The organism is Chitinophaga sp. 01L420, assembly GCF_056399985.1.
Genome location: NZ_JBFTSK010000073.1, coordinates 1 through 26,258 on the forward strand (window position 1 = coordinate 1; position 26,258 = coordinate 26,258).

Genomic DNA, 26,258 nt, shown 5'->3' on the forward strand with positions numbered 1-26,258 from the left:
TCTCTGTTAAAAAACAAAGTATCATAACTTCTTGTCTGTGATTCCCAGCTGGAGCCATCTTTCATAGGAAAAGTATTTACCAGTTCCAATGAGGGCCGGTCATAACCTACATCATCTTTAGACCAATCCAGAGGAATTAAGCCTCCCTGAAAATAAGTTGCCTGTGGATAGTTGAACCGGCGAACCATCACCACTTCTTTGTTTAACTCATCATCCCATATTTTACTGTAAGGACTATACAACCCTTTACCACGGGCATCTAAAAACTCTTTAGCCGCTTTATTGGCATCGTATGCCTTTTGYCAGGTAGCTACTCCTCCCAAACCATTAAACAAAGGGCTGGCATAAAATAATAATACCCTTCCTTTAAAAGCCATGGCAACGCCTTTATCTACTCTGCCCATATCATCATCTGTAAAAGCATCGGGGAGTAATGCCATCGCATTGTCTATATCTTTTAAAATCTGTGTTACGCATTCCGATGTTTTATTGCGGGGCTTTTGCAAGGTTGTTAAATCTGTACTAGGTAGCTGTGCTTCCAATATGAGGGGTACGCCGCCATAATTACTTACCAGGTTATGATATGCCCAGGCTCTCCAGAATAATGCCTGTCCCTTGATTTTGTCTTTATCTGCCTGTCCGAAACTGGCTTTGTCGATATTGGCTAACAAAATATTAATGGTTCGTATACTATTATATGTCCCAAAGCTATTTTGTGAGTCAAAGGTGGCTGTACCTCTGAACCAGTCATTTGTTTGTTTTTGATAGGGAACGCCTTCATCTGTGTTGTTTCCACTCCCGTACGTATTACCTGGCATCAGACTTGAATAGATCTGATTTAAATAGGCCGTAGCCATATTTACATCCGACCATACCTGATCCGGACCGACAGCAGAAAGATTTGTTTTATCAAGTACTTTACTGCAACCCATCAATAAAAAAGGAACGAAAAAGATGAGCACTGCTATATTTAACTTATTCTTCATTTTTCTTGGTTTTTAGTTTAAACACGCTTTTCTACAACTTTATATCAATTCCTGCGGTAAAAGTTCTCATGGTTGGGTAGCTCATAAATTGGGATACTTCAGGATCATACAACTTAAATTTGGTGATGTTAAACAGGTTGGATCCTGCGAGGAAAATCCTGGTATCTTTAATCGCTAATTTATTTAACACTATATCAGGGAGTTTATAATTGATGTTCAGGTATTTCATTCGTAAAAAACCGCCGTTATACACGTTGAAGGTAGAGGTCCAGGTATAACCTGCTGAGTGGGGATCTCCCCATGGGTACATTTTAGGCGTAGTGCCATTGGGGGTTTCTGTGCTCCAGGAGTCAGCATGGTATTGAGGAACTTTTCCTCCTCCGCCAAAATTCCTGCCCCAGGCATCATTGTAACTTATTTTATATCCTGTGAGGCCGGAAAATAATGCTTCTACCGTAAAGCCTTTATACGATAATGAAATATTCAAGCCATAGGCGATGGGGGCATTATCTGCTCCAAAATAGTTGCCCAGCACCATTTGATCGTAACTATCCACTTTATTATCGGGCTTTCCATCCGGACCACTGAGATCCGCTAATAACATATCACCTAAAGCAGGTGCAACGCCATTGATGGTATAACCAGCCGGTAATTTATTCAAATCGTCCTGTGTGCGTAGTACACCTAAGGCCTGGTAACCGCTTCCATACGCCAACGTTTTTCCGATCGGGTTTGCGTAGTTCTGGGTATTTGCCGCAACATCTTTCTTTATCGCCTTATTGGTCGCATAAGTGAACACGCCTTTTACATTATAGCTGAAATTTTTGCCGATGTTATTATTATAGCCCAGCTCTATTTCAATACCATTGGAACTAACTTTTCCGTAGTTTTCCGGTGGTAAGGATGCGCCAAACTCGTTCGGAATAGCGAGGATGCGGCTACCTAATATATCATAGGATTGACGTTTCCAATAATCGAAGCTGAATCGTACGTTTTTGAAAAGTGTTGCGTCCACACCTATGCCTGCAGAATTTGATTTTTCCCAGGTTAGATTGCTGTTAGGCAAACCGCCATAGGCGAGGCGTGGTGCAGGAGTACCGGAAGCTCCCATGTAATACGTACCACCCTGGATAATATATTGCTCCATCCATCTCCATCTGCTGTTGGGGTCATCTTTGTCCAGAATATCATTACCAGTGGTAGCATAGGATGCTCTCAGCTTTAAGAAATCCACCGCCTGCCCAAGTTTGGATGATTGGAAAAAACCTTCTCTTGAAATTACCCAACCTCCTGATACTGACGGAAACCACCCCCAGCGTTTATCGGGCGCAAAGTTGGTAGAGCCGTCTCTCCGGACAGATGCGCTAAAAAGGTATTTGGCATCATAATCATAATTAATCCTTCCGATGTAAGACAACCTTCCAATCTGACCTTCGTTACCACCTGTAGACCAGTCAGCATTGTTGGCGCTGGTATATAAAAACTGGTCTGTTGCAATGAGGGGGAAATTATATCGATACAGGCTGAAATAATTTGTGTATCCCTCATATTGCTCATAAACAGCCAGCGCGCCGATGGTATGTTTTCCAAATGTCCGGTCGTAATTAATCTGTGCGTTTAGCTGATAGGTATTGGATTTATTATATTCATTGCCCAAATACTGAGTACCTGGATCACCACTTAAAGTGGTGCCCACTAGTGTATCGGTGTAAATCAAGCCATTGGGGCCTGTTTTCTTAAAATTATAGAGCTGCTGTTTTTTAGCAAAAGTTTTTATATAGCTATTATCAAAATTTTTGCTGTAGGTGCCCTTTATGCTCAGACCTTCTACAAAGGGTATTTTGTATTCAGCAGTAACCAACGCATCTATTTGTTGGTTGGTATTACGCCAATAGCCACCGTTTTTCATCATCTCTATAGGATTCCCCAGCCAACCGGGATTATTAGGTTTGCCATCTATGTACGGACTTGCAAATACATCCCAGTACAATAATTTACCCCAAAGGTTATTCAGGTCATCGGAACCATAATCATAGGTGAAGTTGAAACGGCTGCGGTTACCATAACTTGTAGCCATGTTTAAACCAAGTGTAAGATTCTTTACCAGATTGGCCTGTACGTTTCCGCGCAGATTGTATTTCTTATATGACACCTGTGGCAGAAAACCATCTTCTTTAATATAAGAACCTCCTATGTAGCCTCTCAGCTTTTCACTACCTCCTGAAACGCTTAGCGCATAACGTTGACTGGAAGGGTTGCTATAGGCAGCTTTATAATAGTTGTCGCCGTTAGGATTATTTTTCAGCACCCAGTTAATTTCCTCATCGCTTAAACCTCCGTTAACTGCTTTGCTTAAATTCAATCCATCTTTAACGGGCATGTATTCGGGTAGCTTGCCTACGCGTTGGGTGTTGTAGGTAGCATTGAAATTTATAACTGCCGCACCACTCTTGCCTGTTTTTGTTGTTACCAGAATGGCACCGTTAGAAGAGCGGGAACCGTAAATAGCTGCTGAGGAAGCATCTTTCAGAATTGTAATATCTGCTACTTCATTGGGATCTAACGCATCGAAACTGGTTTTGTCCCTTACTATTCCATCAATAACATATAATGGTTCAACAGCACTATTACTAAATGAAGAGCGGGCCCGCACTTTGACATTTGACCCAATACCGGGCGTACCTGTAGGTGAGCTGATAAACGTACCTGATAAACGTCCTGCCAATACATTTGATAAATTGGTGGCAGGAATAAGCTGTATATCTTTTGCATTCATAGAGGAAACAGCAGAAGTCATTTTGGCCCGCTTCTGTGTACCATAACCCACTACTACCACGTCTGTTAATTCTGTGGTAGTTTGACGCAATGCAATATTAAGTGGTGATGCTCCAGCCATCACAAAAGCCGTGTGAAACCCGGTCATCGTGATTTTCAGCCGGCTACCGGCTGGAGTGTTTAACTCGAAGCGGCCCTCCGGACCGGTGATGGTGCCGTTTTTCAAATTCCCTTCCTGACTGACGGTTGCACCAGGGAGCGGTGCACCTGTGGAATCGGTGACTACACCTTTTACGTTCATCTTGTTTTGGGAATAAATGCGCGTGGATTGTAGCATGACGCACAATAACGCTATCGCCCATAGTAACGATTTGGTTTGGCTCATAAAAAAAATTGAATAGGTGGTAAATTTGTAGAATCCTAATTCACTGTGCGACTGATATACTGCTTGGTTGATGATATTTCTATGCTAATCCTAAGTATCAAATTTTGTGGRATACTAATTCACTGTTCGATTGATGTACTACCTTGTTGATGATGTTTCTATACTATCTTAAGTATTAAATTTAGTGGCATGCTCATTCACTGCTCGATTGGTTGATCGATGTCTTAATTCTATCATAAAGATCAAATTATCCAGTCCTGCATCCAAAGCTTAATTTGACCATTACAGATGCTATTTTTGCAGAAGGTCAATTCGCATACGTAAATAAAAATCGTGTACAACCTTAACTACGGCTGTTTTTATAATATTTCGCCGGGAACGGCGAAATCTATTTTATAATTCCACGTGATTTCATCAGTGTCAATTATGTCCCTTAATATAATGTGACACTGTGAATTCAGCCAGGACTGATGTAGTAAAATCTGTGTGCGAAGGATATTCGCAGAATATGGCATCAAAAATCGTTTCGCTTTCACAATTACTTTCTAAGCATAAGAACAGTTGAAATTTGTAAATCCTTTTTTTGAAGAATTATCATGAATCATGTAGGAACATTAAGATCTGCTATGATCAATATTCATAGTATTTGTTTCCTTTAATATATTCCTGTTGAAGTAAATAGATGTATTGCATTCTTTGACTGTCAGGCGAATGATAATGCTGCCTGCCGGTGTTTCGCTGCTCCCCTGTTTTAACAATATAAAATTTGGAAATTATTTGCCTATTAACTACTTCTAATTTGATCAATTGCAATGTTTTTTTTGCACGCGGGATGTGGCAGCTCATATAATTTTGTGCCCAACAATTCTTTCATGGGCTAATGCCCATGAAAGTTGAATTAATAAATAAAGGCCCCCCGGGAACGGGGGGCCGTGAGATTTGCCTTGTTATCACCTATTCGAATTAGAGGAGGGGGTCAAAAGTGCCTCCCCACATCATATTTTGTTGCAGCTTCGGATTCCTGGACAGAAAGCTGAACGGCAATCCGTATATATACATTTTGTCAGGGACCGCCAGGTTTGATTTATCAGTAGTGATTACTGTATAATCAAACCTGTTGTATACCTTATTGATATCATCCATAGGTACAGGATCTGTTTGACCTGGCTTCAAAGTAATGGCGAGGCTGTGGCGTTGCGTTCCTCTTAACAGATCAAACTTTTTCCAGCGGCGCAGGTCGTCCCAGCGTTTGCCTTCGAAGGCAAACTCCACGAAGCGTTCGTCCTGGTAAGCTTTCCTGATGTCTTCCTGAGTTGTGGCAGTGATACCATAGTTGCCGGCTCCTGCTGAAATGCCGGCCCGCTGACGGATATCATACAATACCTGTAATGCCTCGCCGGTCTTACCCAGTTCGTTGGCTGCTTCACCATAATTCATTAATACCTCTGCATAACGGATCTCAGGCCAATCGACATCTGACTGTTCAACTACGGATGCATCTCTGTCCACACCTTTTAACTTCAGGAAAAATCCGTTCAACTCTCCCATACCTTGTCCGATCCAATTCCCATCCGTCACCAGGGCGTTTAATGTACCAGTAACACCTCCTGCTGATGTAAAAGAGGGATTAGTAAGATATGTCCAATAGTATTCTTTCTTCTCCACCATTTTGGGCGTGAACTGAACCGGTGCGCCGTTGTAGTAGATGGAAGCATAGAAGCGGTCATCTCTGTTTTTAAACAGCGTTGGATAATTGGAAGCTGCTGACACAAAACGGCTGCCGTCTTTCATGGGGAATGCGTTCACTAATTCAAGAGAAGGCATATCATTATCCCAGTCATCTGCCGAGTAGCGCAACGGTGCATTCCCGGGCATGGCATAATAGGCATCAGGGTAGGTAAAGCGCCGGAACATCACCTGTTCTTTATTCAGCTCTACATTCCAGATATCTCCGTAAACCGGATACAATCCTTTTCCCATACCGGCAAGGAAATTTTTAGCCGCCAGGGTAGCTTCGTAAGTTTTCTGCCAGGAGGCTACCCCACCCAGACCGCGAAATAACGGGCTTGCGAAAAAAAGCAACACCCTTCCTTTAAAAGCCATGGCAGCTCCTTTATCGATACGTCCAAGGTCGGCGCCCTTCCAAGCATCAGGCAGCAGTGCTACTGCGTCATCAAGATCTTTTAATATCTGTGTTACGCATTCAGATGTTTTGTTGCGGGGTAGTTGTATCTGTGACACATCACTTACGGCATCCTGTGTTTTTAAAATGAGTGGTACGCCGCCTACATCTTTCACCAGTTTGTAGTAGGCCCAGGCGCGCCAGAACAGTGCCTGTCCTTTGATACGGTCCTTCCCGGCCTTTTCAAAAGTGGCCTTATCGATATTATCAAGTATGTTATTACAGGTACGGATATCTCCATAGGTGTTTACTGCCCAGTTGAGCTTTACGCCTGCTGCGGCGTTGTCATAGTTCTCCAGCCAGTCATAGGTAGCAGTACCCAGCAGTACTTTGTCGGAATAGCGATGCGGAGAAATGGCTTCATCGGTGCCGTTACCATTACCGAAATTCACAAATTGCCAGTTCTTTACCCAACTATCCCAGAACCAATTGTTGTATACCCGCGAACATCCGCCAGGGTTGGCCATTCCGTAAGGCCAGCAGGGCATGAGATCATAATACACCGTGTCCAGATAGGCGGTAGCTGCCCGCTCCGACTCCCATACCTGCTTGTTGGTGAGGGCATTCAACGGATCCCGCTCCAGTATTTTGCGACAACTAATGAAAGAGATAAGAATAAAGGCCGCCGGTATTATATATTTCAGAAAACTTTTTTTCATGGAATCACTTTTTAGAATTAGAACTGAACATTGAAGCCTAATGAAACATTGGTCATGATAGGATAGCTGCCAAAGGAATACACTTCAGGATCGTAGAGTTTGAACTTTCTCAGGCAAAAGAGGTTGGTGGCGCCTGCAAATACCTGCGCAGCACTCAGTCCTGCTTTTTTAAGCAATGTTTGTGAGAAATCGTACGACAGGTTCAGGTTTTTCAATCGCAGGAAATCGCCGCTGAAAGTATTCAGTGCCGATACGACAGAATAATCCTGACGTTGGTTGCCGTTAGCATTGTACAGTTTAGGGAATTTTCCGTTGGGGTTGGATTCGGAGTAAGCGTCTCCGTAATAGGCAGGATAGGGGATATTGCCGCCGTTACGTCCCCATGGATCGTTGTAAATAACTTTGTATCCGGCAAGGCCACTCAGCAACATACTCAGCCTGAAATTTTTGTATGCCATACTGATGCTCAGCCCATAGGAAACAGGAGCATTGTTCGACTGATTGTTGCTGCCCGGGACTACCGCATTGGAATACTGCGCCAACACTATTTTGTCGTAGCTGTCGATCAGGCCATCCGGCTTGCCATTAGGCCCGTTTACATCGGTAAAGTTCATCATACCCTTTTCCGGTTTTACCCCGAAGATGGTATATCCTGCCGGCAGCGCCGTTACATCTGCATCGGTGCGCAGGATTCCGGCGGCCTGGTATCCCGCCTGGTAGTTGAGCGGTTTGCCTACCGGATCATCTGCCGGTGTAGCGCCCAGCGCTTTGTCTTTTACCAGCACATGGGTAGTAGCCAGTCCAAAGTTGGCTTTTATATCAAATGTAAAATCCTTTCCTATTTTGCCATACATATACCCCAGTTCTATATCCATTCCTTTTGCATTCATCCTGCCATAGTTCTCAATCGGATAACTTGAACCAAATTCCACCGGTGTTTCCAGTATACGCTGACCAAGGATATTGAAGGTTTTTTTGGTCCACACATCGGCTACAAAACTCCAGTGCTGTCTGAAGTTCAGATCCACACCCGCATTGTACGACTTAGCACCCTCCCAGGTATAATTCGTTTGTGCGATACCGTTATATGCCAGTATCGACTTTGATGATGTCGGATCACCCAGATAAAATGGTGAGGTAGATGCATTGTAAAGCTCCTTGAAAAGCCATGCCGGGATGTTATCATTACCGGTGGCTCCATATGACAGGCGGAGTTTCAGCATATCAATACCGCTTTTCTTCAGTCCTGCGAGGAAAGCCTCTTCCGACATCACCCATCCCAGGGAGGCCGCGGGAAAGTATCCCCATCGTTTGTCTTTCGCAAACTTGGATGAACCATCTGCACGTACAGATGCTGATAAAAGGTATTTATGCTGATAATCATAGTTCACCCTGCCAACATAAGATACGCGTGCATCCAGGTAGGTTTCATATCCGTCTGCTTTGGTGTCGCCGGAAGCGCGGCTGGCAAAGGGGAATTGATCCCTGGTATAAACCGGGAAATTGTATTTATAGATGCTGGAATAATTATAATATCCGTCTGACTGCTCATACACGCCTACAATGTTCAGGTGATGATTTCCAAAGTTCTTCTCATAGGTGGCAATTGCATTTACCTGGTAGGAATTGGTGCGGCCATTTTCATTTCCGATAAAAGGCTGAGCAGGAGAGGTAGCGACCTTAGTGCCGATAATTTCGTTGGTATATATTTGTTGAATACCACTTTTCGGATCAAGTTTGAATTGATATAATAAAGGCTGGATGGCGTATGCTTTGGAGAAATCGTTTCCGTTATATAAGTCGGCCACACCTTTCAGCGTAAGACCTTTGATGAATGGCACCTTGTATTCCAGGTTGATGATACCATCTATGTATTGCTTGTTGATATGCATATAGCCACCGTTCTTCATCATCTCGATGGGATTGGTGACCCAGGTAGGCGCCATGGGCTTGCCATCTATATATGCGAAAGTGGTAGGTGGCATGATATATTTCAGCTTCTCATAAAATCCTGACAGGTCATCATCTTTTCCTTCAATGGTAAAGAACCTGCTGCGTGCTCCTTTGTTGTAGCTAAGGTTCAATCCTAAGGTCAGGTCTTTTGTAATGGCCACCTGTACGTTGCTGCGCAAACTATATTTCTGATAGGCCAGTTGCGGCAGAAATCCTTTCTCATCATAAAATGTACCGCCAATAAAGTAAGTGACACGATCCGTACCTCCGGAAACGTTCAGTGAATGCCGCTGGGTAAAAGGCTGCTGGTATGCCTCGTCGTAATGAAGGTTGCCATCGGGGTTGTTCTTGTGTATCCAGTCRCGGTCGTATTGATTGAAGCGGAAATCTGCCGCGCCTGTGTGTGTGGAGTTGTACATATCCATGCTCTCGTCCATGCTGAGGTATTTCACATCGATTTCCGGTTTGCTGTAAACGCCGAATATACTATTGAATTGTACCGTTGCCTTGCCTGCCTTGCCGGTTTTGGTAGTTACCAGCAACACGCCGTCTGATGAACGGGAACCATAGATCGCTGCTGATGCAGCATCTTTCAGGATGGTAATATTCTGCACCTGGTTGGGGTCAAGGGCATCAAAGGCCGCCTGGTCACGGGCAACACCATCAATCACGATCAGTGGCCCGGAACTGTTCCAGGAGGAGGAGGAACGGATACGGACAATAGATGACTTGCCTGGTACACCGCTGCCTGATTGCACAAATGTTCCGGAAGCTCTTCCGGCCAGCACATTGGAAAGATTGGAGGCCGGAATGCTCATCATATCTTTGGTATCAATACTGCTGATGGCAGAAGTAAGGCTGGCTTTTTTCTGTGTACCATAGCCTACTACCACTACTTCTTCTACTTTAGCTTCAGATGGCTTTAATACGATGGTCAGGAAATCCGCTTTGGAAACCTGCATGCGCATCGGCTGATACCCCAGATAAGATATCAGCAGTGTAGCCCCACCGGGTGGAAGTTTCAATCTGAAATTACCACTGGCATCAGCCGCGGCACCTTCTTTAGTGCCCACTCTTGATACGGATGCCCCCGGAAGCGGGGTGCCTCCGGCATCAACGATCCTGCCCGAGACGACAAATCCCGCGGTATCAATAGCAGGTGCCGGTACCTTTGGGGGCACCACTTCCGATTTATCGGTGATGACAATAATACCGTCTACATCGTTGTATGTAAAACGGTCCTTCCGAAGACAAAGATCCAGCACCTTTTGGATGGGCTGGGCTTTGACGTCGATGGTAATTTTCCCTATCCTGGAAAGTACCCCTTCGCTGACCACCAGGCTCTTCCCTGTTTGCTTTTGTATCTCCCGGAATACTTCCCTGGCTGGTACATCCTTTACGGTTAAGGTGATACTCTGTCCGTTGGTGCTGGCAACGGACTGCAGGCATGCAAAGAGCATTAAGAATGCTGTCGCTTTCATGATCCTAAAAACTTTTAGAATGAGCTTCCCGCCCTCCTGGTTTGATAAAATGGGAATCGGAATTAATTGCATAGTTTTGCAATGTTTGGGTTTATAAATCTGTTTCTCGACGGTATTTAAAAGCCCACATCCCGCCAGGAGTGTTAAGGCCACTCCTGGCTTCTTTTTGGGCAATAGTTTGTTGGTGGAGCTATCTTATAATCAGTTTTCTTCCCGTGGTGGTGTTTACTTTTTCTTCAATGCTGAAATGTACATTCGTGGCTTGTAATACTTTCAGAACCGTGGATAAACTACTGCTGCGCTTTACGATCGCAAAAAACTTTTCTTCAGGCATTTTCCCTTCGAAAACAATATCTACATTATACCATCTCGAAAACTGGCGTAGTACTGTAGCCAGCGAAGCGCTTTCGAAGTGAAAATATCCTTCTTTCCAGGCCATTATCTCTTCTGTGTTCACATGTGTATTTATAGTTAGCTGACCATCGGGCGTTAGCACTGATTGYTGTCCCGGCGACAATCGTACTTCCTGGCTACCTTTCCTTACATTCACCGCGCCTTCTAATAACGTGGTGGTAACAAATGGTTCATCCGTATAGGCGTTGATGTTAAAATGTGTTCCCAACACCTCTACGGTGGTGCCATTCGCAACAACGGTAAAAGGAATGCTCCGTTTCCGCCGGGGATCATTTGCATGTGCTACTTCAAAATAAACTTCTCCTGTCACTTCCACTTTACGTACATCACCTGTAAAGGCAGAAGGGAACCGGATGCTGCTGGCAGCATTCAACCACGCCCTGGAGCCGTCTGCCAGCACCAGGGATATCTGTTGTCCCTTTGGAGTGCTCATGGTATTATATACCACCGGAAGCGCTTCTCCTCCAACTGGTACATAACTGACCACATCTCCTGCCTYACGGATCAACGCATTGCCTTGCTCGGCCAGCTGGCCATCCCCGGTGGCATTCAATACAATCTCTTTTCCGTTACCCAGCGTAAGCACAGCACCGGTACGGCCGGGTGGCACATCAGCCACAGCTAACTGTTTGACAGGGGCGCGGTGCATACGCTGCTGTATAAAAAAAACAGAGGTTGCCAATATCAGCATCATACACACCGCTGCCGCCGGCATCAGCCACCGGCGCCTGCCGGTAAAAGGTTTCTTTATCGGACTATCCATCCGGAGAAATGCTACCAGCGATTTTTCCGGGGAATCTGAAGGATGAGCCAATGGCGGAGCATTCCTTACATATTCATGCAGAATCGCCATCAGAACCGGCTTGTATTGCTCCTGAAGTACTGTATCCATCAACTCCCGTTCTTCTTCCTCATCAGCCTCCTTACGTATGTAGCGGTAGAACAGGTATGTTATTCTTTCCTCTGTCATTTTTATTAAACCAATAGTCTGATAATAAAGAGTACCCCTGGCAGGGCGGTGGGTTAGTGGAGAAAAAAATATTTTCTGCTGAAAAGCAGCAGTCAAAAGATCAAAAACGCTTTGAAGCTTGCCTTGCAATAAGCACGGATAGACTTTAATGCTTTCGCGAGATGCGCCTTTACGGTTTCAGGGTGGATATGCATGACATGGGCAGACTGTTCTCTTGACAAGCCCTCTATTTTTACCAGCTGATATACCTGTTTCTGCTGAGGAGACAATCGATTAACGGCTTTGTGAAGTAGTTGCTGGTATTCCGAAACAAGTATGGATTCCATGGCATCATTGTGATGCAGCTCTTCCGGGCGAAAGGTGGCAGCCTTCTTTTTTTCTATTGCTGTTTTCTTAAGTGCCTTATACGACTTGTTGCGCGCGATGATAAACAGGTATGATTCAAAACAATCCAGTTGCAGAAGATGCTCCCGCCTTTTCCATATAATAATGAAAACATCCTGTAGTAACTCCTCTGCGCTTACCTGTGAACGGGTAAGCGCCAATAAAACGGAGTAAACTTTAGCCTTGTGGTGATTAAACAGTTGTAGGAAAGCCAATTCATTGCCCGATGCAACCATTGACAATAGTGCTTGTTCATTATAGTCCTTAGTCGATCTCATTACGACTCTTCTAAAATTGACGTCATAGATATTTCCTGCTAACTAAATATAGTGCAATTGGCAGGAGGAAAAATTCCATTATTACGGCAAATATTGACGTTATTTTTGCCGTGGGGCAGGTATACATACTAAGGACAGTCTGCTGAAATTTTTTGGAGAGATGGGTACTACATCGTATCGTACAACGCCATATATTGTTCCACCATTTTTTCTGCACTGAATTTTTCCCTGGCATGTAAATAACAGTCCCGCCGGTTGATCAGGCTTAGATCTTCCACTGCGGCCGCAGCTTCGTGTATATTATTTACGAGGAAACCTGTTTTGCGGTCTATGATCAGCTCGGGCATAGATCCTTTATTAAAGGCAATTACCGGTGTGCCGCAAAGCATCGCCTCTGCCACGCTCAGGCCAAAGGGCTCATTAAAACTGATAGGATGCAGTAATGCCTGTGCACTACCCAGCAGCTCACTGCGTTTCTTGCCGCCTACGGCGCCTATGTACCGGATCTGATCTTCGTCAATAAAGGGTTTCACTTTTTCATTGTAGTATCCTTCATCCTGAATAATACCTGCTATGATGAGTTTGCGGCCGGTGTGGAGGGCTATCTGTACCGCCTCATGGGTACCCTTGTCCGGATGGATACGGCCATAATACAGGAGGTAATTATCTGGACTGGGTTCAAAGGCAAAATCAGCTGTCCGGATGCCATTATATATGGTGGCCGCATAATGCAGCGTAGGATGGCGATCCGAGTTACTGATAGATACATATCTGACAATATCATTGAAGCGCTGGTATACCGGTAGTATTTTGGGAGAAGAAAAGCCATGGATCGTTGTTACCATGGGCGTTTTAACCAATCTTGACCAGGTGAGGGGCAGGAAATCGAAATGATTGTGAATGATATCGAAGTCCCGGGCCTGTTCCATCAGGTAACTGATATGCATACACTCATTTACTTTGGCGTCGGCATGTGGATCCTCTGCGTAGCCTTTGGCACAGATAGCCGATAGTTTGCCTGATGTAATAGAGTCAGCTGTCGCAAAAAGGGTGACATCTGCTCCTTTTGCCACCAATCCTTCTGCCAGGTTGCTGGCCATTTGTTCCCAGGGACCGTAATGTCTGGGAGGAGTACGCCATGCTATCGGTGCCAGTATCGCTATCTTCATATTGCGTCTTTTTGAATGAAAGAAGGTGGCCATACGGCCATCCATCCCGTTACCACTGTCAAAACAAGCGCCAAAGAAAACCTTCCGGCCGTATTGGATACCGGCCAACCAATAATCTGATCAACCAATTAACTATTTACCTAACTTCGTACATTCAAAAATTTCGATGTATTGGCACTGCATCCTTTTTTTTAATTGGTAATTTGTAATTCGCAACTTAATATGCTGGAGTATATTCCTTATGGGAAAACTGGTTATTTTAACCAGCTGGTAACAGATTTTTTAGCAGAGCATCCGCAGATAAGACCATTTTATACCTATTCTCCTGTACATCCGGACTTTGCAGCGGCTATTCAGGCAAGGCAAAACTTTGATACACCGAGAGCCGCACTGGTGGCCGCGCTGAAAGCACAATATGCGGCACTCGAACCGGTAAAAGCAGTAAAGGACAATATTGCTGCACTCCTGCAACCTACCACCTTTACGGTGTGTACGGCACACCAGCCCAACATCTTCACCGGCTATCTTTATTTCGCTTATAAAATTCTGCAAACAATAAAGCTTTGCACCACACTGAAACAGGAATTTCCGCAGCATAACTTTGTGCCGGTATACTATATGGGCAGTGAGGATGCGGACCTGGAAGAACTGGGCAGCATTTACCTGGACGGTAAAACACTGACCTGGAACACCAGTCAACAGGGCGCTGTAGGCCGTATGCACCCGGAAGGACTGGAAGTGATGCTGGCCGAAATTAAAAAAGGACTGGGCTATGCCCCACATGCAGATGAGCTGATGGCGCTCCTGCAAAAGGCCTACCTGAAACATAAGAATATTCAGGAGGCGACCCTCTATCTGGTAGATGCACTGTTTGGCCGCTTTGGCCTGGTGGTGCTGGTACCAGACAGCCCTGCATTAAAACGTTTATACCTTCCCGTTATAAAGGATGAATTGTTTCATCAGGCTTCTCATGCCATCGTAAATGATACATTGGAAAAGTTGACCACGCACTATAAAATGCAGGCCAATCCCAGGGAAATAAATCTTTTTTATTTACAGGACGGTATGCGGGAACGCATCGTACAGGAAGGCGATCAGTGGAAAGTATTACACACCTCGTTGACTTTCACCGCCGCTTCCCTCGAAGCCGAGCTGGAAGCGCATCCGGAAAGATTCAGTCCGAATGTGATTTTACGTGGTATGTTCCAGGAAACCATTCTACCTAATATTGCTTTTATTGGTGGAGGTGGTGAAATAGCCTACTGGCTGGAGTTACAGCAGCTGTTTGCACACTATAAAGTTCCTTTCCCGATATTATTGTTGCGTAATTCCCTGCTGCTGACTGATGAAGTGTCCCGCCAGAGAATGCACAAACTGGGTATCACTACTGCAGAACTTTTTAAGACCACCGAAGATATAGTCAACGATTATGTGAAGCAACATACCAATGCTTCCCTGGTGTTGAAAGATGAATATGCTGCCATAGAGCATTTATTTGATGCACTGGAAGAGAAAGCCCGCAGCATTGATGTCACCCTTGTTGCCACCACCGGGTCTGAACGAAAGAAAGCACTGAAGTCTATTGGTAAACTGGAACACAAATTCCTCCGCGCTGAAAAGAAAAAATTTGCCTGGCAAACAGATCAGATCAGGCAAATCAAAAATAAACTGTTCCCCGCAGGCTCTTTACAGGAACGGAAAGAAAACCTACTGCCCTGGTATGCTGCAGAAGGCCCCGCCTTTTTTGATCGGGTGCTGGCCGCCATTACACCGGTAACAGATCAGTTTACGGTACTGGATGTGCCCAATGAAACTGAATAATACGCGGTTGTAATCGTGTGTCATATACGAACGCCCATCGTACAATATTGAACAAGTTTTATATATTTTTAATATATATTATTCTGATGAATAATATGGCATGGCCATGGCATCTCCTTTGTCTCAACGGAGGTGCAACATACTACTATGCTTATAAACTACTTTAAGATTGCCTGGCGCAATCTCGTAAAAGACCGCAGATTTGCCCTTCTTAATTTAATTGGTTTATCCACTGGCCTGGCTTGTGCGCTGTTGATTTACATATGGGTAAATGATGAGTTGAGCATGGACCGGTTCCATAAAAAGGATGCAACGCTTTACCAGGTAATGGAAAACCGCATCCAGGCGAGTGGTATCTGGACGGCCCGATCGTCCTGTGTACCGATGCCTGACGCGCTGGCCAAAGAAATGCCGGAGGTAGAATATGCTACCCTGACAACATCTTCCGGAGATGTAACCCTCTCCGTGAATAATGAAAAAAACATAAAGACTAAAGGGAAATATGCCGGCAAGGATTTTTTTAACATGTTTTCCTATGACCTGCTGGAGGGAAACGCCGACCAGGTATTGACAGATAAAAATTCCATTGTATTGTCCGATGAAATGGCTATGAAATTATTTGGCAGCATCCAAAATGTTATTGGCAAAACAGTGCAGCTTCAACATGAACAACAGTACATGGTTGCCGGCATTTTCAAAGCACCCGGCATGCATTCCTCTGACCAGTTTGATTTTGTGTTGCCCGCCATGGCGATGAACGAGTTAGTGGAAAATAAAGACAGCTGGGGTAATACCGGCAATAATACCTTTGTGACGTTGAAACCTGGTACTGACCCCGCTAAGTTCAATGCTAAAATAGCTGATTTCATTAAGCGGCAAACGAACAATGAAATTACTTACCGTACGCCATTCATCCAGCAGTACTCCACCATTTATCTGCACGGTCGCTATGAAAATGGTATCCAGGTGGGTGGTAGAATAGATTATGTAAGACTGTTCTCGCTCATTGCCATTTTTATACTGGTGATCGCCTGTATCAATTTCATGAATCTCTCTACTGCGAAGGCATCAGGGAGGGCTAAGGAAGTAGGCATTAAAAAAGCGATGGGAGCCGGTCGTGGAGCACTGGTAATGCAGTTTCTCGGAGAGTCCATGTTGATGGCTTTCACCGCATTGTTCCTGGCAATTGTACTGGTATACATTTCACTTTCTGCCTTTAACGGTATCACCGGAAAGCAGCTGTCGCTCTCTCATATTGATACCACATTGATGCTCTCTGTGGTTGGCATTACCTTGTTAACCGGTCTGTTAGCCGGTAGTTATCCGGCCCTTTATCTTTCTGCCTTCAAACCCGCCATGGTGTTGAAAGGAAAACTCAAAGGATCCACCGGCGAGTTGGTGATCAGAAAAGGATTGGTGGTATTTCAATTTACGCTCTCCATTGTACTGATTATAGCGGTGTTGGTAATTTACCGACAGATCAGCTTTATACAAACAAAGGACCTCGGTTACGATAAAGATCATATCATCACTTTTTTCAAGGAAGGAAAGCTGAAAGGGGGCCAGCTTCCCGAAACTTTCCTGGCAGAGGCAAGGAATATACCTGGCGTAGTAAGCGCTTCCAGTATGGGGCACAGCCTCACAGGCCATAGCAGCGGAACTTCGGGTGTTAAATGGAATGGAAAGGATTTGAATGATAAGACCGAGTTTGAAACGATACCGGTGGATTATGACCTGCTGAAAACACTGAACATAAAAATAAAAGAGGGCAGAGATTTTTCGCGCAACTTCGGTTCAGACACCAGCATGATTATCTTTAATGAAGCCGGGATAAAATTCATGGGCATGAAAGACCCCATCGGAAAACAGGTGGAGTTATGGGGCACTAATATGCAGATCGGCGGCGTGGTAAAAGACTTCCATTTTCAGTCGCTCCACGAAAAAGTAAAACCAATGTTTTTTATATTGGCGCCTGCCGAGACTTATAGATTCATGGTTAAAGTTCAAACAGGGAAGGAGAAAACAGCTATCGCCAAATTGCAGCAGCTGTACAAACAGTTCAATCCTGATTTTTCTTTTGATTATAAATTTCTTGATCAGAACTACCAGACGATATATACAGCAGAAAACCAGGTATCTCTTTTGTCCAGGTACTTTGCTGGTCTCGCTATCCTGATATCCTGCCTGGGCTTATTCGGGCTCGCGGCTTTCACCGCCCAGCGCAGAAATAAAGAAATTGGTATCCGGAAAGTATTGGGAGCCACAGTAGGCACCATCGTGGTAATGCTATCAAAGGAATTCCTGAAACTGGTGGGAATAGCCATGCTCATCGCTTTCCCATTAGCAGGATGGATGACCAGCCAATGGTTAAAAGGTTTTGCTTACAGCATTCATTTGGGCCCCGGCGTATTTATAGCAGCCGGTGTTGCGATTGTAGCCATCACATTTATGACCATCAGTTTTCAGTCTGTCAAGGCCGCCCTGGCGGATCCGGTGAAGAGTTTGAAATCAGAATAGCAGCTATTATAAACGAGGAAGGCGTTTTGTTGTTAGTCAACAAAACGCCTTCCCCGTTTATATTAATTATTTATCCTTTCTGGGTCAGTGCTTTGCACATGTCTTTCACGAGCGATAATATCGCCATCAGCTGATCATGTACCTGTTTGGTTTCCAGCATTTCGTCGCGGGTAGGCGTAGGCCCCAGGCCTTCATTGATTTCCTGTTGTCTTTTGTGTACCAGGTCCTCCAGGTGATTATCGAGCCGTTCAAACGCATGTACCTGCGGTGATGGGTTGGCGCTGGCACTGGTAGCGGGATCTATCATAAGCAGGAGTTGATCCATATAATGGAGCAGGTAATCCGTTATTTCCCGGTATTCCGGCCGGGGAAACTGTACGCCATGGTGCAGACTGTAAGCCGCCAGGGTGGCGGTATGCGAAGTAAGTGTATGATTCAGTACCACATAGTGATATACCTGTGAGCCGTTTTTCTGTTTGCTCTTTGGTTCGGAGAGCATACGCTGAAATGCAGACATCATGTTGGCGGAAGCCACATAGGTATCTTTCCTGGCCAGCTTAAAATCAGTGACGGACACTTTTTCATTGGAATAGGCCCGCATCACCAGTTCAAAATATTTACGGTTCGCCTCCATCATCTTCTTCATATAATCCGGCAGGAAATTATGCTCCCAGGTAGGCCACAGCAACATATTGGCGAAGAAGGCAATGCTTCCGCCAATGAAGGTGTCGAGTACCCGCTGGGCAACATTATACAAATCCGATGGATGCAGAAAATGCAGCAGGAAGATGATGAACGGGGTGACAAAGAATACGCTGAGTGTATACTGGAAGCTCATAAAACTATAGGCGCCCAGGATACATAACAGCAACACTATAAAAATAACAGTGTTGTTGTGGGTAACATATAATAGCCCCGCGGCAAATAAAGCACCGGTAACGGTACCGATTAAACGCTGTATGCTGCGTGATTTAGTCAGCCCGAAGCCAGGTTTAAGGATCACCACAATGGTCAGGAGTATCCAGTATACCCGGTCCAGATGCAGTACCATACCCAGTCCGTAACCCAATACAGTAGCCAGGCTCACACGAATAGCATGCCGGAAGATATGCGATTTGAAGGTGAGGTTGTCCCGGAAGGTTTCAAAATCGTATTTCTGACGGGTAGTAAACTTGGAAAGCTCCAGTTTAGGATCTATTGATTCATCTTTCAATCTTTCCAGGCGGGTAAGGCGGTGTAAGTTATAGATGCGCTGGGCCATATCCTGCAGGTTCTGCAGAATGTTGGTCAACGGAATGGTGCGTGTTCTTTCCTTGAGGGTAGGGAATTTCATGGTAATGCTGGCGATGGCCTGCTTTACCTTTTCCATTTCAAACTTCAGGTTGGTTTTGGGGAGGGAGCGTTGCCCAGATGCTACCGCCATTCCAATATTCCGGAGTTCTTCTGTGAATTCCAGGATGAGGGCATGGAACTTTTCCAGGATGTCTTCGTCTTTGAAATCGGCCTGCAGTGCGTTATAGTCCGTTTGAGAGGCCATGATCTGTTCCTGCAGATCTACCATATCCAGGAATATCAGCACCATGCTTTTGTTGATGCTGGTAGTACCCTGTTGGTCAGAACGTCTTTTCAGGAGCAGTTCCCTTACATTTTCCTGTTTTTCGTTGACGTTGACCTGTTGTTCCAGTACTGCTTTGTAATTATCGGTAACATTTACGCCAGGTGTATAAAAATTGGCCCTTACTTCCAGGTAACGGGCGGTTTGAATGATACAGTCGCCTAAAGCCTGCTGTACGTTGAGGTAGGGACGTATCTGCCAGAGGGTGAGGGCCAGTATGGCGTACCAGATACTACCCAGCAGCACCATAGAAGAATGCAGCAGCGTGAGGGAAGGCGTTAACTGTGTTTCGCCCAGTATGGACACCAGCACCAGCAAACAGCCCGTGCCGATATTACCTCCACGGTTACCATATACCAGTAACATGGCAAACATAAAGCAGCAGGCAGCTATCCAGATCCCCATGGGGATGGTATAAGGGATGAGCAGCCCGGTGCCCAGTGCCGTGAAAAAAATCAGGATGGTGCTGATGATCAGGCCGTTCCGTTTGTGGATAATGGTGCCGGGAACATCGCTGAGGGCAGTACATAATGCGCCCATAGACATCGCGATGCCAAGACCCAGTTGCCCGAACCACGCAAATACAAGGGAAGGCACCACCACACTGATGGTAGTACGCATACCGTTGCTGAAATGATAACTGTAAAGGAAATTTTTGATGTTATTGATCCGCTGTTCTGTACGCAAACGTAAATAGGTTTTTGATGGCGCGAAGATAGCAAAAAGCAGAAAGCATAAAGTAAAAAGCCTATCGGAGCGACTGATCGGCACAGATAATTTTTCTTATTAATCTTCCGGATATATGATATTTTTTATCCGCATCGATCAGTCGCTTCGATAGGCTTTTTGCTTTATCCTTTTTGCTTTCTGCTTTTTTCTCACACCAAATTTAATTGTAATTGTTCTTTTTACTATATTTATAACCAGTCTATTATAGTTTTGAAGCGTGCTGCGAGCGAGAGCAAATGAGCCCTAATTGTGTATAAATAATTAGGTAATATAATTGCATCTCACTTAAATTACTTTTTGATTCGGGTAAAATTATATCTTTGACGCCTTAAAAAACCTCGGAGTACGACGTGCGCTTAAAAACACTAGAAATTAAAGGCTTTAAAAGTTTTGCAGATAAAACCGTTTTGAACTTCGACGAGGGCATCACCGGCGTGATTGGGCCAAACGGTTGCGGCAAAAGTAATATCATCGACTCCATTCGCTGGGTAATCGGCGAGCACAAGATCAGCAACCTCCGCTCTGATAACCAGGCCGGATTGGTTTTCAATGGCTCCAAAAGCCGCTCCGCAAGCGGCATGGCGGAAGTTAGCCTTACCTTTGAAAATACCAAAAACGTACTGCCCACCGAATTTACTACGGTGACGATTACACGCAAGTTTTATAAAAACGGCGACAGTGAATACCGTCTCAATGACGTAGCCTGCCGACTGAAAGATATTCACAACCTGTTCATGGATACAGGGGTGAGCACCGATTCCTATGCCATTATAGAGCTGGGAATGGTAGACGATATCATCAAGGATAAGGAAAACAGCCGTCGCAGAATGCTGGAACAAGCGGCGGGCATCTCCATATACAAAACCCGCAAAAAAGAAGCTAAATCCAAGCTGGACGCCACAGAAGGTGACCTTAACCGTATTGAGGACCTGTTGTTTGAAATCAATAACAACCTCAAAACACTGGAAAGCCAGGCCCGCAAAGCCGAACGCTTCTATGAAGTAAAGAAAGAATATCGCGAAATAAGTATAGAACTGGCGAAAGCCGCACTGGAAGGCTTTAACGTTACCTTCAAAGAACTGTCAGATACCCAGCAATCGGAAAGTGACCGTAAACTGGCCCTGGAAACAGAGATCCTGACAGCAGAAGCCGCAGTAGAACAGGATAAGCTCCACTTCGTAGCCAAAGAAAGAGAACTGCAAACCATGCAGAAATCTTTCAATGAACTCGTTTCTACCATCCGCACCAAAGAAAACGATAAAAACCTCGCCACCCAGCAACTGACGTATCTGCGTGAACGCGAAAAAAATATCAACGACTTCCTCAACAACGCGGAAGGGCAACTGCAGGGATTGACTACCTCCATTGAATTTACCGAGAAACAGGTAGAAGAAGAGGGAGAAGTATTTGAAACCATGGCAGACGAACTGGAAACCCTCCGCGACATGGTGGAGGAGAAGAAAGAACGTTTCCAGCAGAAAAAACAAGCCCTCGAAACATTGCGTAACGACCAGCAACGCTGGCAACGCCAACAGTTTGAGGCAGAAAAGAAAGTGGCCGTAGCCGATACCTCTGTACAAAACCTGCAACGCAGTATGCAGCAGCTACAGGAAGAAAAGGCCAACCGCCAGCAGCAGATCGCCCAGCTGGAAACAGAAAAAGAGGCACTGCAACAAACGCTGAGCAGCAGCAAAACGGAACTGGAAGCCATGGTGCAGTTCCAGGAAGAAACCAAAGGCAAAATCCTCGCTACCCAATCCGATATCGAAGGCCTGCGGGATAAACTGGTGGACGAGAACCGTACCCTCGATTCCAAAAAGAACGAGTTCGATCTCCTCAAATCATTGGTAGACAGCCTGGAAGGTTACCCGGAGAGTATCAAGTTTTTGAAGAAAAATCCCGATTGGAATAATAATGCCCCCATTCTGAGTGATATATTCTTTTGTAAGGAAGAATACCGCACCTGCGTGGAAAACCTGCTGGAACCTTATCTGAGCTACTATGTGGTCAACAATGTACACGAAGCGGTACAGGCCATACAGCTGCTGGACAACAATAAAAAAGGAAAGGCAAACTTCTTTATACTGGACCAGTTCCGCTCTGATAATGTCCCATTGCTGGCGCCTCCGGGTACCATTCCGGCACTGGACGTAGTGGAAATTGAAGAAAAGTATAAGGGCCTTGGCCAGCACCTGCTGGGCAAAGTATTTATAGGGGAAGATCTCACCCGCCTGGAATTCAGCCAGCTGGCTGATGAAAGGATGTTGCTGGTGGAAAAATCCGGCCGCATGCACCGTGGTAAATACAATATCAGCGGTGGATCTGTAGGATTATTTGAAGGCAAGAAGCTGGGCCGGGCCAAAAACCTGGAAAAGCTGGAAGTAGAGATCAAAGATCTCGAAAGGGTAGTGGGTCAGTTGAAAGTCGCCCTGCAAAGCAAACACGATGAAGTACTAGGCTACAACRGCCAGCTGAATGAAAATAATATCAATGCTGCCAGGGAAAGGGTAAACCAGTTGAGCAATCAGTTGTTTGGCCTCCAGAACCGGATTGAAAACTTCCACCATCTCATTGAAGCCGGTGATAAACGCCTGGAAGAAATGCAGCAATCCCTGGAAACCAATCAGGAAAGCATTTCCGGGGTGAAAGATGAACTGGAAGGCCTCAACGACAGGGTGACCGAATTGCAGGAAAGCATCGTGGACGCCGACAGAACGGCCCAGGAATCAGAACAGCAATTTAATATGGCCACTGTGCAGTTCAATAACCAGAACCTGCAACATACCCGCCAGCAAAGCAAGGTACAGGCACTCAAACAGGAGCTGGAGTTTAAGCGCAAGCAACTGTCCGATCTGCATGTACAGATCACCAGTAATAAAACACAGTTGGAAGATGCGGTAGGCCATATTGCGGCTGCCGTAGAAAAACTGAGCCACGCAGATGATGGACTGGTAGAGCTGTTCCGTCAGCGCGAAGAAGAAGAAAAAGCACTCAACGAAAAAGACCAGGAATACTATAATTTCCGTAACCACCTGCAGGAACTGGAAAGCACGCTGAGAACAAAACAGCGCGCCAGAGAGCAACTGGAACAACAACTCAATACCATCAAGGATAAAGTGAATGAGCTGAAACTGCAACTGACCACCATGAAGGAAAGGCTCAGTGTGGAGTTCAAAGTGAACCTGGATGAAATCATTGATGAACAGCGCAGTTCCGAATTGCCGGTAGAAGAGTTGCAGGGAAGTGCGGAAAGACTGAAAAAGCGAATGGAGAATATGGGAGAAATCAACCCTACCGCCATTGAAGCGTATCAGGAAATGAAAAAAAGGTATGAGTTTATCCTTGAACAGAAAACCGACCTGGTAAATGCGAAAGATTCCCTGCTGGCAACTATCCAGGAGGTAGAATCTACTGCTAACCAGAAGTTCCTGGATACTTTCAATGCGGTAAAAGAGAATTTCATCCGGGTATTTAAAGCGCTGTTTACAGAGGAAGATCAGTGTGATATGATCCTGAGCGATCCTGCTAACCTGGCCGATACCGGTATTGAAATCATCGCCAAACCGAAAGGTAAACGCCCGGCAGCTATTACACAGTTGTCCGGAGGAGAAAAAACACTCACTGCTACCGCGTTGTTGTTTGCCATTTACCTGATTAAGCCAGCACCTTTCTGTATCCTCGATGAGGTAGATGCACCACTGGATGATGCCAATGTGGGCAAGTTTACCAACATGATCAGGAAGTTTTCAGATAATTCACAATTTATTATTGTAACACACAACAAGCAAACCATGGCTGCTGTAGACGTGATCTATGGCGTAACCATGCAGGAACCTGGAGTCAGTAAGCTGGTCCCGGTAGATTTCAGAAGTTTGAACTAGTCGGTTGGTTTAGTTGTTGTAAAGAGATTCGATTACTTTTATTCTTTATTCTAAAAAAATAAAAAAACGTAAACACTATGGGCGCATGGGGCACCAGGAATTTTGAAAATGATGGATCACAGGATTGGATATTTGACCTGATTGAAAACAAAGACGGTGGATTAGTTGCGGATACGTTAGCACGTATCATCAATAACATCGAAACACTGGAAGTACCGGATTGCGAAGAGGCACTGGCAGCTGCTGAACTGGTTTCAGCGTTGGTGGGCCGTGCTAGCGAGGACTTCCCGGAAGACCCGCTTGATCAGCTGGATGTACTGAACCTCATCGGTACCCGTGCACTCAGAAATCAGGCGATTGCTGCAGTTAATAAAATTGTAGCCTCTTCTGAAATGAAGAATTACTGGGAAGATGCTGGTCAGGGTGAAGCCTGGGCTGCAGTGCAGGCGGGCCTGATTAAGCGTTTGGATTAATTTTCAACAGGTTTATACAACCCGGGGGTAGGCGATTGTTTTACCACGGTATTGTTCGCGCGGATTTTTATGTAGATAAAATCTGTTTTCCACCATATTATTTCTACAGCGGATAGCGACGCAGGTAATTACCTGTTGGCTGTCCGCTGTTTTTCTATTTTAGGAAGATGAGTACTGCAGTATTTTATCAGTAATGAAGCTCCTGCCCGGGCCCGGCACAAAAAAAGGACTGATCAGTAAGATCAGCCCTTTGAAATATCGTTGATGTATTTATCTCCCTAAATTAATATCCCTGCAATGGCAGCAGACATGTAAGATGCCAGCGTACCACACAGCAAGGCTTTCAGCCCCAGCTTGGCAAGATCTGCTCTTCTGTCCGGCGCCAGTTCCCCGATACCACCAATCTGCATGCCCACACTGCTGAAGTTCGCAAAACCAGCAATGGCAATGGTTACAATGGCAATACCTTTGGAAGTTAACACAGGCACCGTTTTATCGGTCATGCTCTTAAAGGCCACAAATTCATTGATGGTTAATTTCTGTCCCAGTAACGTAGCTACGCTTTGAACATCGGTTTGCGGTACACCTATGGCCCAGGCCATTGGCATAAACAGTTTTCCGAAAATCCAATCGAGACTCAGGTTAAACTGAGGATTGAAAATATGACCAATATGAATCAGGCACCAGTCGATCAATGCGATGAAGGCGATAAAACCTATCAGCATGGCGATCACGTTCATGGCTATTTTAAAACCATCGCCAGCACCATGTGAGATGGCATCAATCACGTTGGTGTAATTACTCTTCACTTCCATCTTCACACGACCCATGGTCACGCTTTCCTCTGTTTCCGGAAATACAATCTTGGAAATCACCAATGCCCCCGGAGCCGCCATGAGACTGGCAGTAATGAGGAATGGTGCAATATGTAAACCCGCCTGCAAGCCCATGTTTACGTATACTACCAGGATACCACCTGCGATACAGGCAAGACTCCCACTCATAGATGCGAGGATTTCACTTTTGGTCATGCTCGATAAGTAAGGACGGATCATTACCTGCGCTTCTACCTGTCCCACAAAAGCGCTGGCCACGTTGCTCAATGCTTCCGCACCACTTACCCGCATCACAAAATTCATGGCGCGCGCAATAACCGCTACTACCCGCTGCATAATACCATAGTGATATAAAACGGCTACCAACACACATACCAGGATGATGGTGGCAGTAACATTAAAGGCAAATACAAAACCACCGCCGGCATAATCTTTTACGCTACCATCATGTTGTGTAATACCAATGCCGCCATATACAAAGGCGGCACCTTTGCGGGCAAACGCTTCCAGCTTACCCATTGCATCTCCCACCCGTTGGAAAAACCATGTAATAGGGGGGACCTTAAATACCAAAAGACCAATCGCTACCTGCAAACCAATGCCACTCAATACCAACCTGTAGTTGATCTTTTTCTTGTTGTTAGAAAACAAAAAGGCGATACCCAAAATAAGAACAATGCCTATAATGCCCTGAAAGCGTTCCATAAATGCAAATAAATCGTAAAATGTATGCAATGAAGCGACGAAGAT

At 45.2% G+C, this 26,258-nt stretch carries 13 protein-coding genes; 4 read left to right on the forward strand and 9 right to left on the reverse strand.

What is annotated here, in order from left to right; all coding sequences use genetic code 11:
- From AC1DP6_RS34820 to AC1DP6_RS34850, 7 genes are all read right to left on the reverse strand, one after another.
- Nucleotides 1-986 (reverse strand): RagB/SusD family nutrient uptake outer membrane protein (locus AC1DP6_RS34820; RefSeq protein ID WP_477059012.1); only part of this gene is annotated, 986 nt, incomplete at its 3' end.
- A 31-nt stretch (nucleotides 987-1,017) separates the two neighbouring features.
- The gene (locus tag AC1DP6_RS34825; protein WP_477059013.1) at nucleotides 1,018-4,146 is read right to left on the reverse strand and encodes a SusC/RagA family TonB-linked outer membrane protein; all 3,129 of its coding nucleotides are present in this window, start codon (nucleotides 4,144-4,146) and stop codon (nucleotides 1,018-1,020) included.
- A gap of 963 nt (nucleotides 4,147-5,109) precedes the next feature.
- A complete protein-coding gene (locus tag AC1DP6_RS34830; protein ID WP_477059014.1) occupies nucleotides 5,110-6,987 on the reverse strand; it encodes a RagB/SusD family nutrient uptake outer membrane protein in 1,878 nt (625 codons plus the stop codon).
- A gap of 17 nt (nucleotides 6,988-7,004) precedes the next feature.
- Nucleotides 7,005-10,421 (reverse strand): SusC/RagA family TonB-linked outer membrane protein, encoded by a 3,417-nt coding sequence (locus AC1DP6_RS34835; RefSeq protein WP_477059015.1) that lies wholly within the window; start codon nucleotides 10,419-10,421, stop codon nucleotides 7,005-7,007.
- A gap of 190 nt (nucleotides 10,422-10,611) precedes the next feature.
- The gene (locus AC1DP6_RS34840; RefSeq protein WP_477059016.1) at nucleotides 10,612-11,805 is read right to left on the reverse strand and encodes a FecR family protein; all 1,194 of its coding nucleotides are present in this window, start codon (nucleotides 11,803-11,805) and stop codon (nucleotides 10,612-10,614) included.
- Nucleotides 11,806-11,897: 92 nt separating this feature from the next.
- Nucleotides 11,898-12,467 (reverse strand): RNA polymerase sigma factor, encoded by a 570-nt coding sequence (locus AC1DP6_RS34845; protein WP_477059017.1) that lies wholly within the window; start codon nucleotides 12,465-12,467, stop codon nucleotides 11,898-11,900.
- A gap of 167 nt (nucleotides 12,468-12,634) precedes the next feature.
- On the reverse strand, nucleotides 12,635-13,636 hold the full coding sequence (locus tag AC1DP6_RS34850) for a glycosyltransferase family 4 protein (RefSeq protein WP_477059018.1): 1,002 nt from the start codon (nucleotides 13,634-13,636) through the stop codon (nucleotides 12,635-12,637).
- A 222-nt stretch (nucleotides 13,637-13,858) separates the two neighbouring features.
- On the opposite strand from AC1DP6_RS34850, the gene bshC reads away from it, so the two are divergent.
- Nucleotides 13,859-15,457 carry a bacillithiol biosynthesis cysteine-adding enzyme BshC gene (gene bshC / locus AC1DP6_RS34855; protein WP_477059019.1) on the forward strand — a complete coding sequence of 533 codons (1,599 nt, stop codon included), beginning with the start codon at nucleotides 13,859-13,861 and terminating at the stop codon, nucleotides 15,455-15,457.
- 147 nt (nucleotides 15,458-15,604) lie between these two features.
- Nucleotides 15,605-17,974, forward strand: a complete 2,370-nt coding sequence (locus AC1DP6_RS34860) for an ABC transporter permease (RefSeq protein ID WP_477059020.1) — start codon at nucleotides 15,605-15,607, stop codon at nucleotides 17,972-17,974.
- Nucleotides 17,975-18,044: 70 nt separating this feature from the next.
- Here the strand turns inward: AC1DP6_RS34860 and AC1DP6_RS34865 are convergent, their stop codons facing one another.
- Nucleotides 18,045-20,276 (reverse strand): FUSC family protein, encoded by a 2,232-nt coding sequence (locus AC1DP6_RS34865; RefSeq protein ID WP_477059021.1) that lies wholly within the window; start codon nucleotides 20,274-20,276, stop codon nucleotides 18,045-18,047.
- Nucleotides 20,277-20,668: 392 nt separating this feature from the next.
- Between AC1DP6_RS34865 and smc the strand changes: the two genes are divergently transcribed.
- Complete coding sequence (smc, locus tag AC1DP6_RS34870) at nucleotides 20,669-24,199, forward strand: chromosome segregation protein SMC (protein WP_477059022.1); 3,531 nt, start codon at nucleotides 20,669-20,671, stop codon at nucleotides 24,197-24,199.
- 77 nt (nucleotides 24,200-24,276) lie between these two features.
- A complete protein-coding gene (locus tag AC1DP6_RS34875; protein ID WP_477059023.1) occupies nucleotides 24,277-24,672 on the forward strand; it encodes a DUF4259 domain-containing protein in 396 nt (131 codons plus the stop codon).
- A gap of 278 nt (nucleotides 24,673-24,950) precedes the next feature.
- Here the strand turns inward: AC1DP6_RS34875 and AC1DP6_RS34880 are convergent.
- Nucleotides 24,951-26,258, reverse strand: a 1,308-nt coding sequence (locus tag AC1DP6_RS34880; RefSeq protein WP_477059024.1) for a NupC/NupG family nucleoside CNT transporter, incomplete at its 5' end; no start/stop codon positions are given.

Excerpts from the sequence above, each read along its gene's own strand:
- AC1DP6_RS34825 (WP_477059013.1), bottom strand. The coding sequence starts at position 4,146 with ATGAGCCAAACCAAATCGTTACTATGGGCGATAGCGTTATTGTGCGTC.
- AC1DP6_RS34830 (WP_477059014.1), bottom strand. The coding sequence starts at position 6,987 with ATGAAAAAAAGTTTTCTGAAATATATAATACCGGCGGCCTTTATTCTT.
- AC1DP6_RS34845 (WP_477059017.1), bottom strand. The coding sequence starts at position 12,467 with ATGAGATCGACTAAGGACTATAATGAACAAGCACTATTGTCAATGGTT.
- AC1DP6_RS34850 (WP_477059018.1), bottom strand. The coding sequence starts at position 13,636 with ATGAAGATAGCGATACTGGCACCGATAGCATGGCGTACTCCTCCCAGA.
- bshC (WP_477059019.1), top strand. The coding sequence starts at position 13,859 with ATGCTGGAGTATATTCCTTATGGGAAAACTGGTTATTTTAACCAGCTG.
- AC1DP6_RS34860 (WP_477059020.1), top strand. The coding sequence starts at position 15,605 with ATGCTTATAAACTACTTTAAGATTGCCTGGCGCAATCTCGTAAAAGAC.
- AC1DP6_RS34875 (WP_477059023.1), top strand. The coding sequence starts at position 24,277 with ATGGGCGCATGGGGCACCAGGAATTTTGAAAATGATGGATCACAGGAT.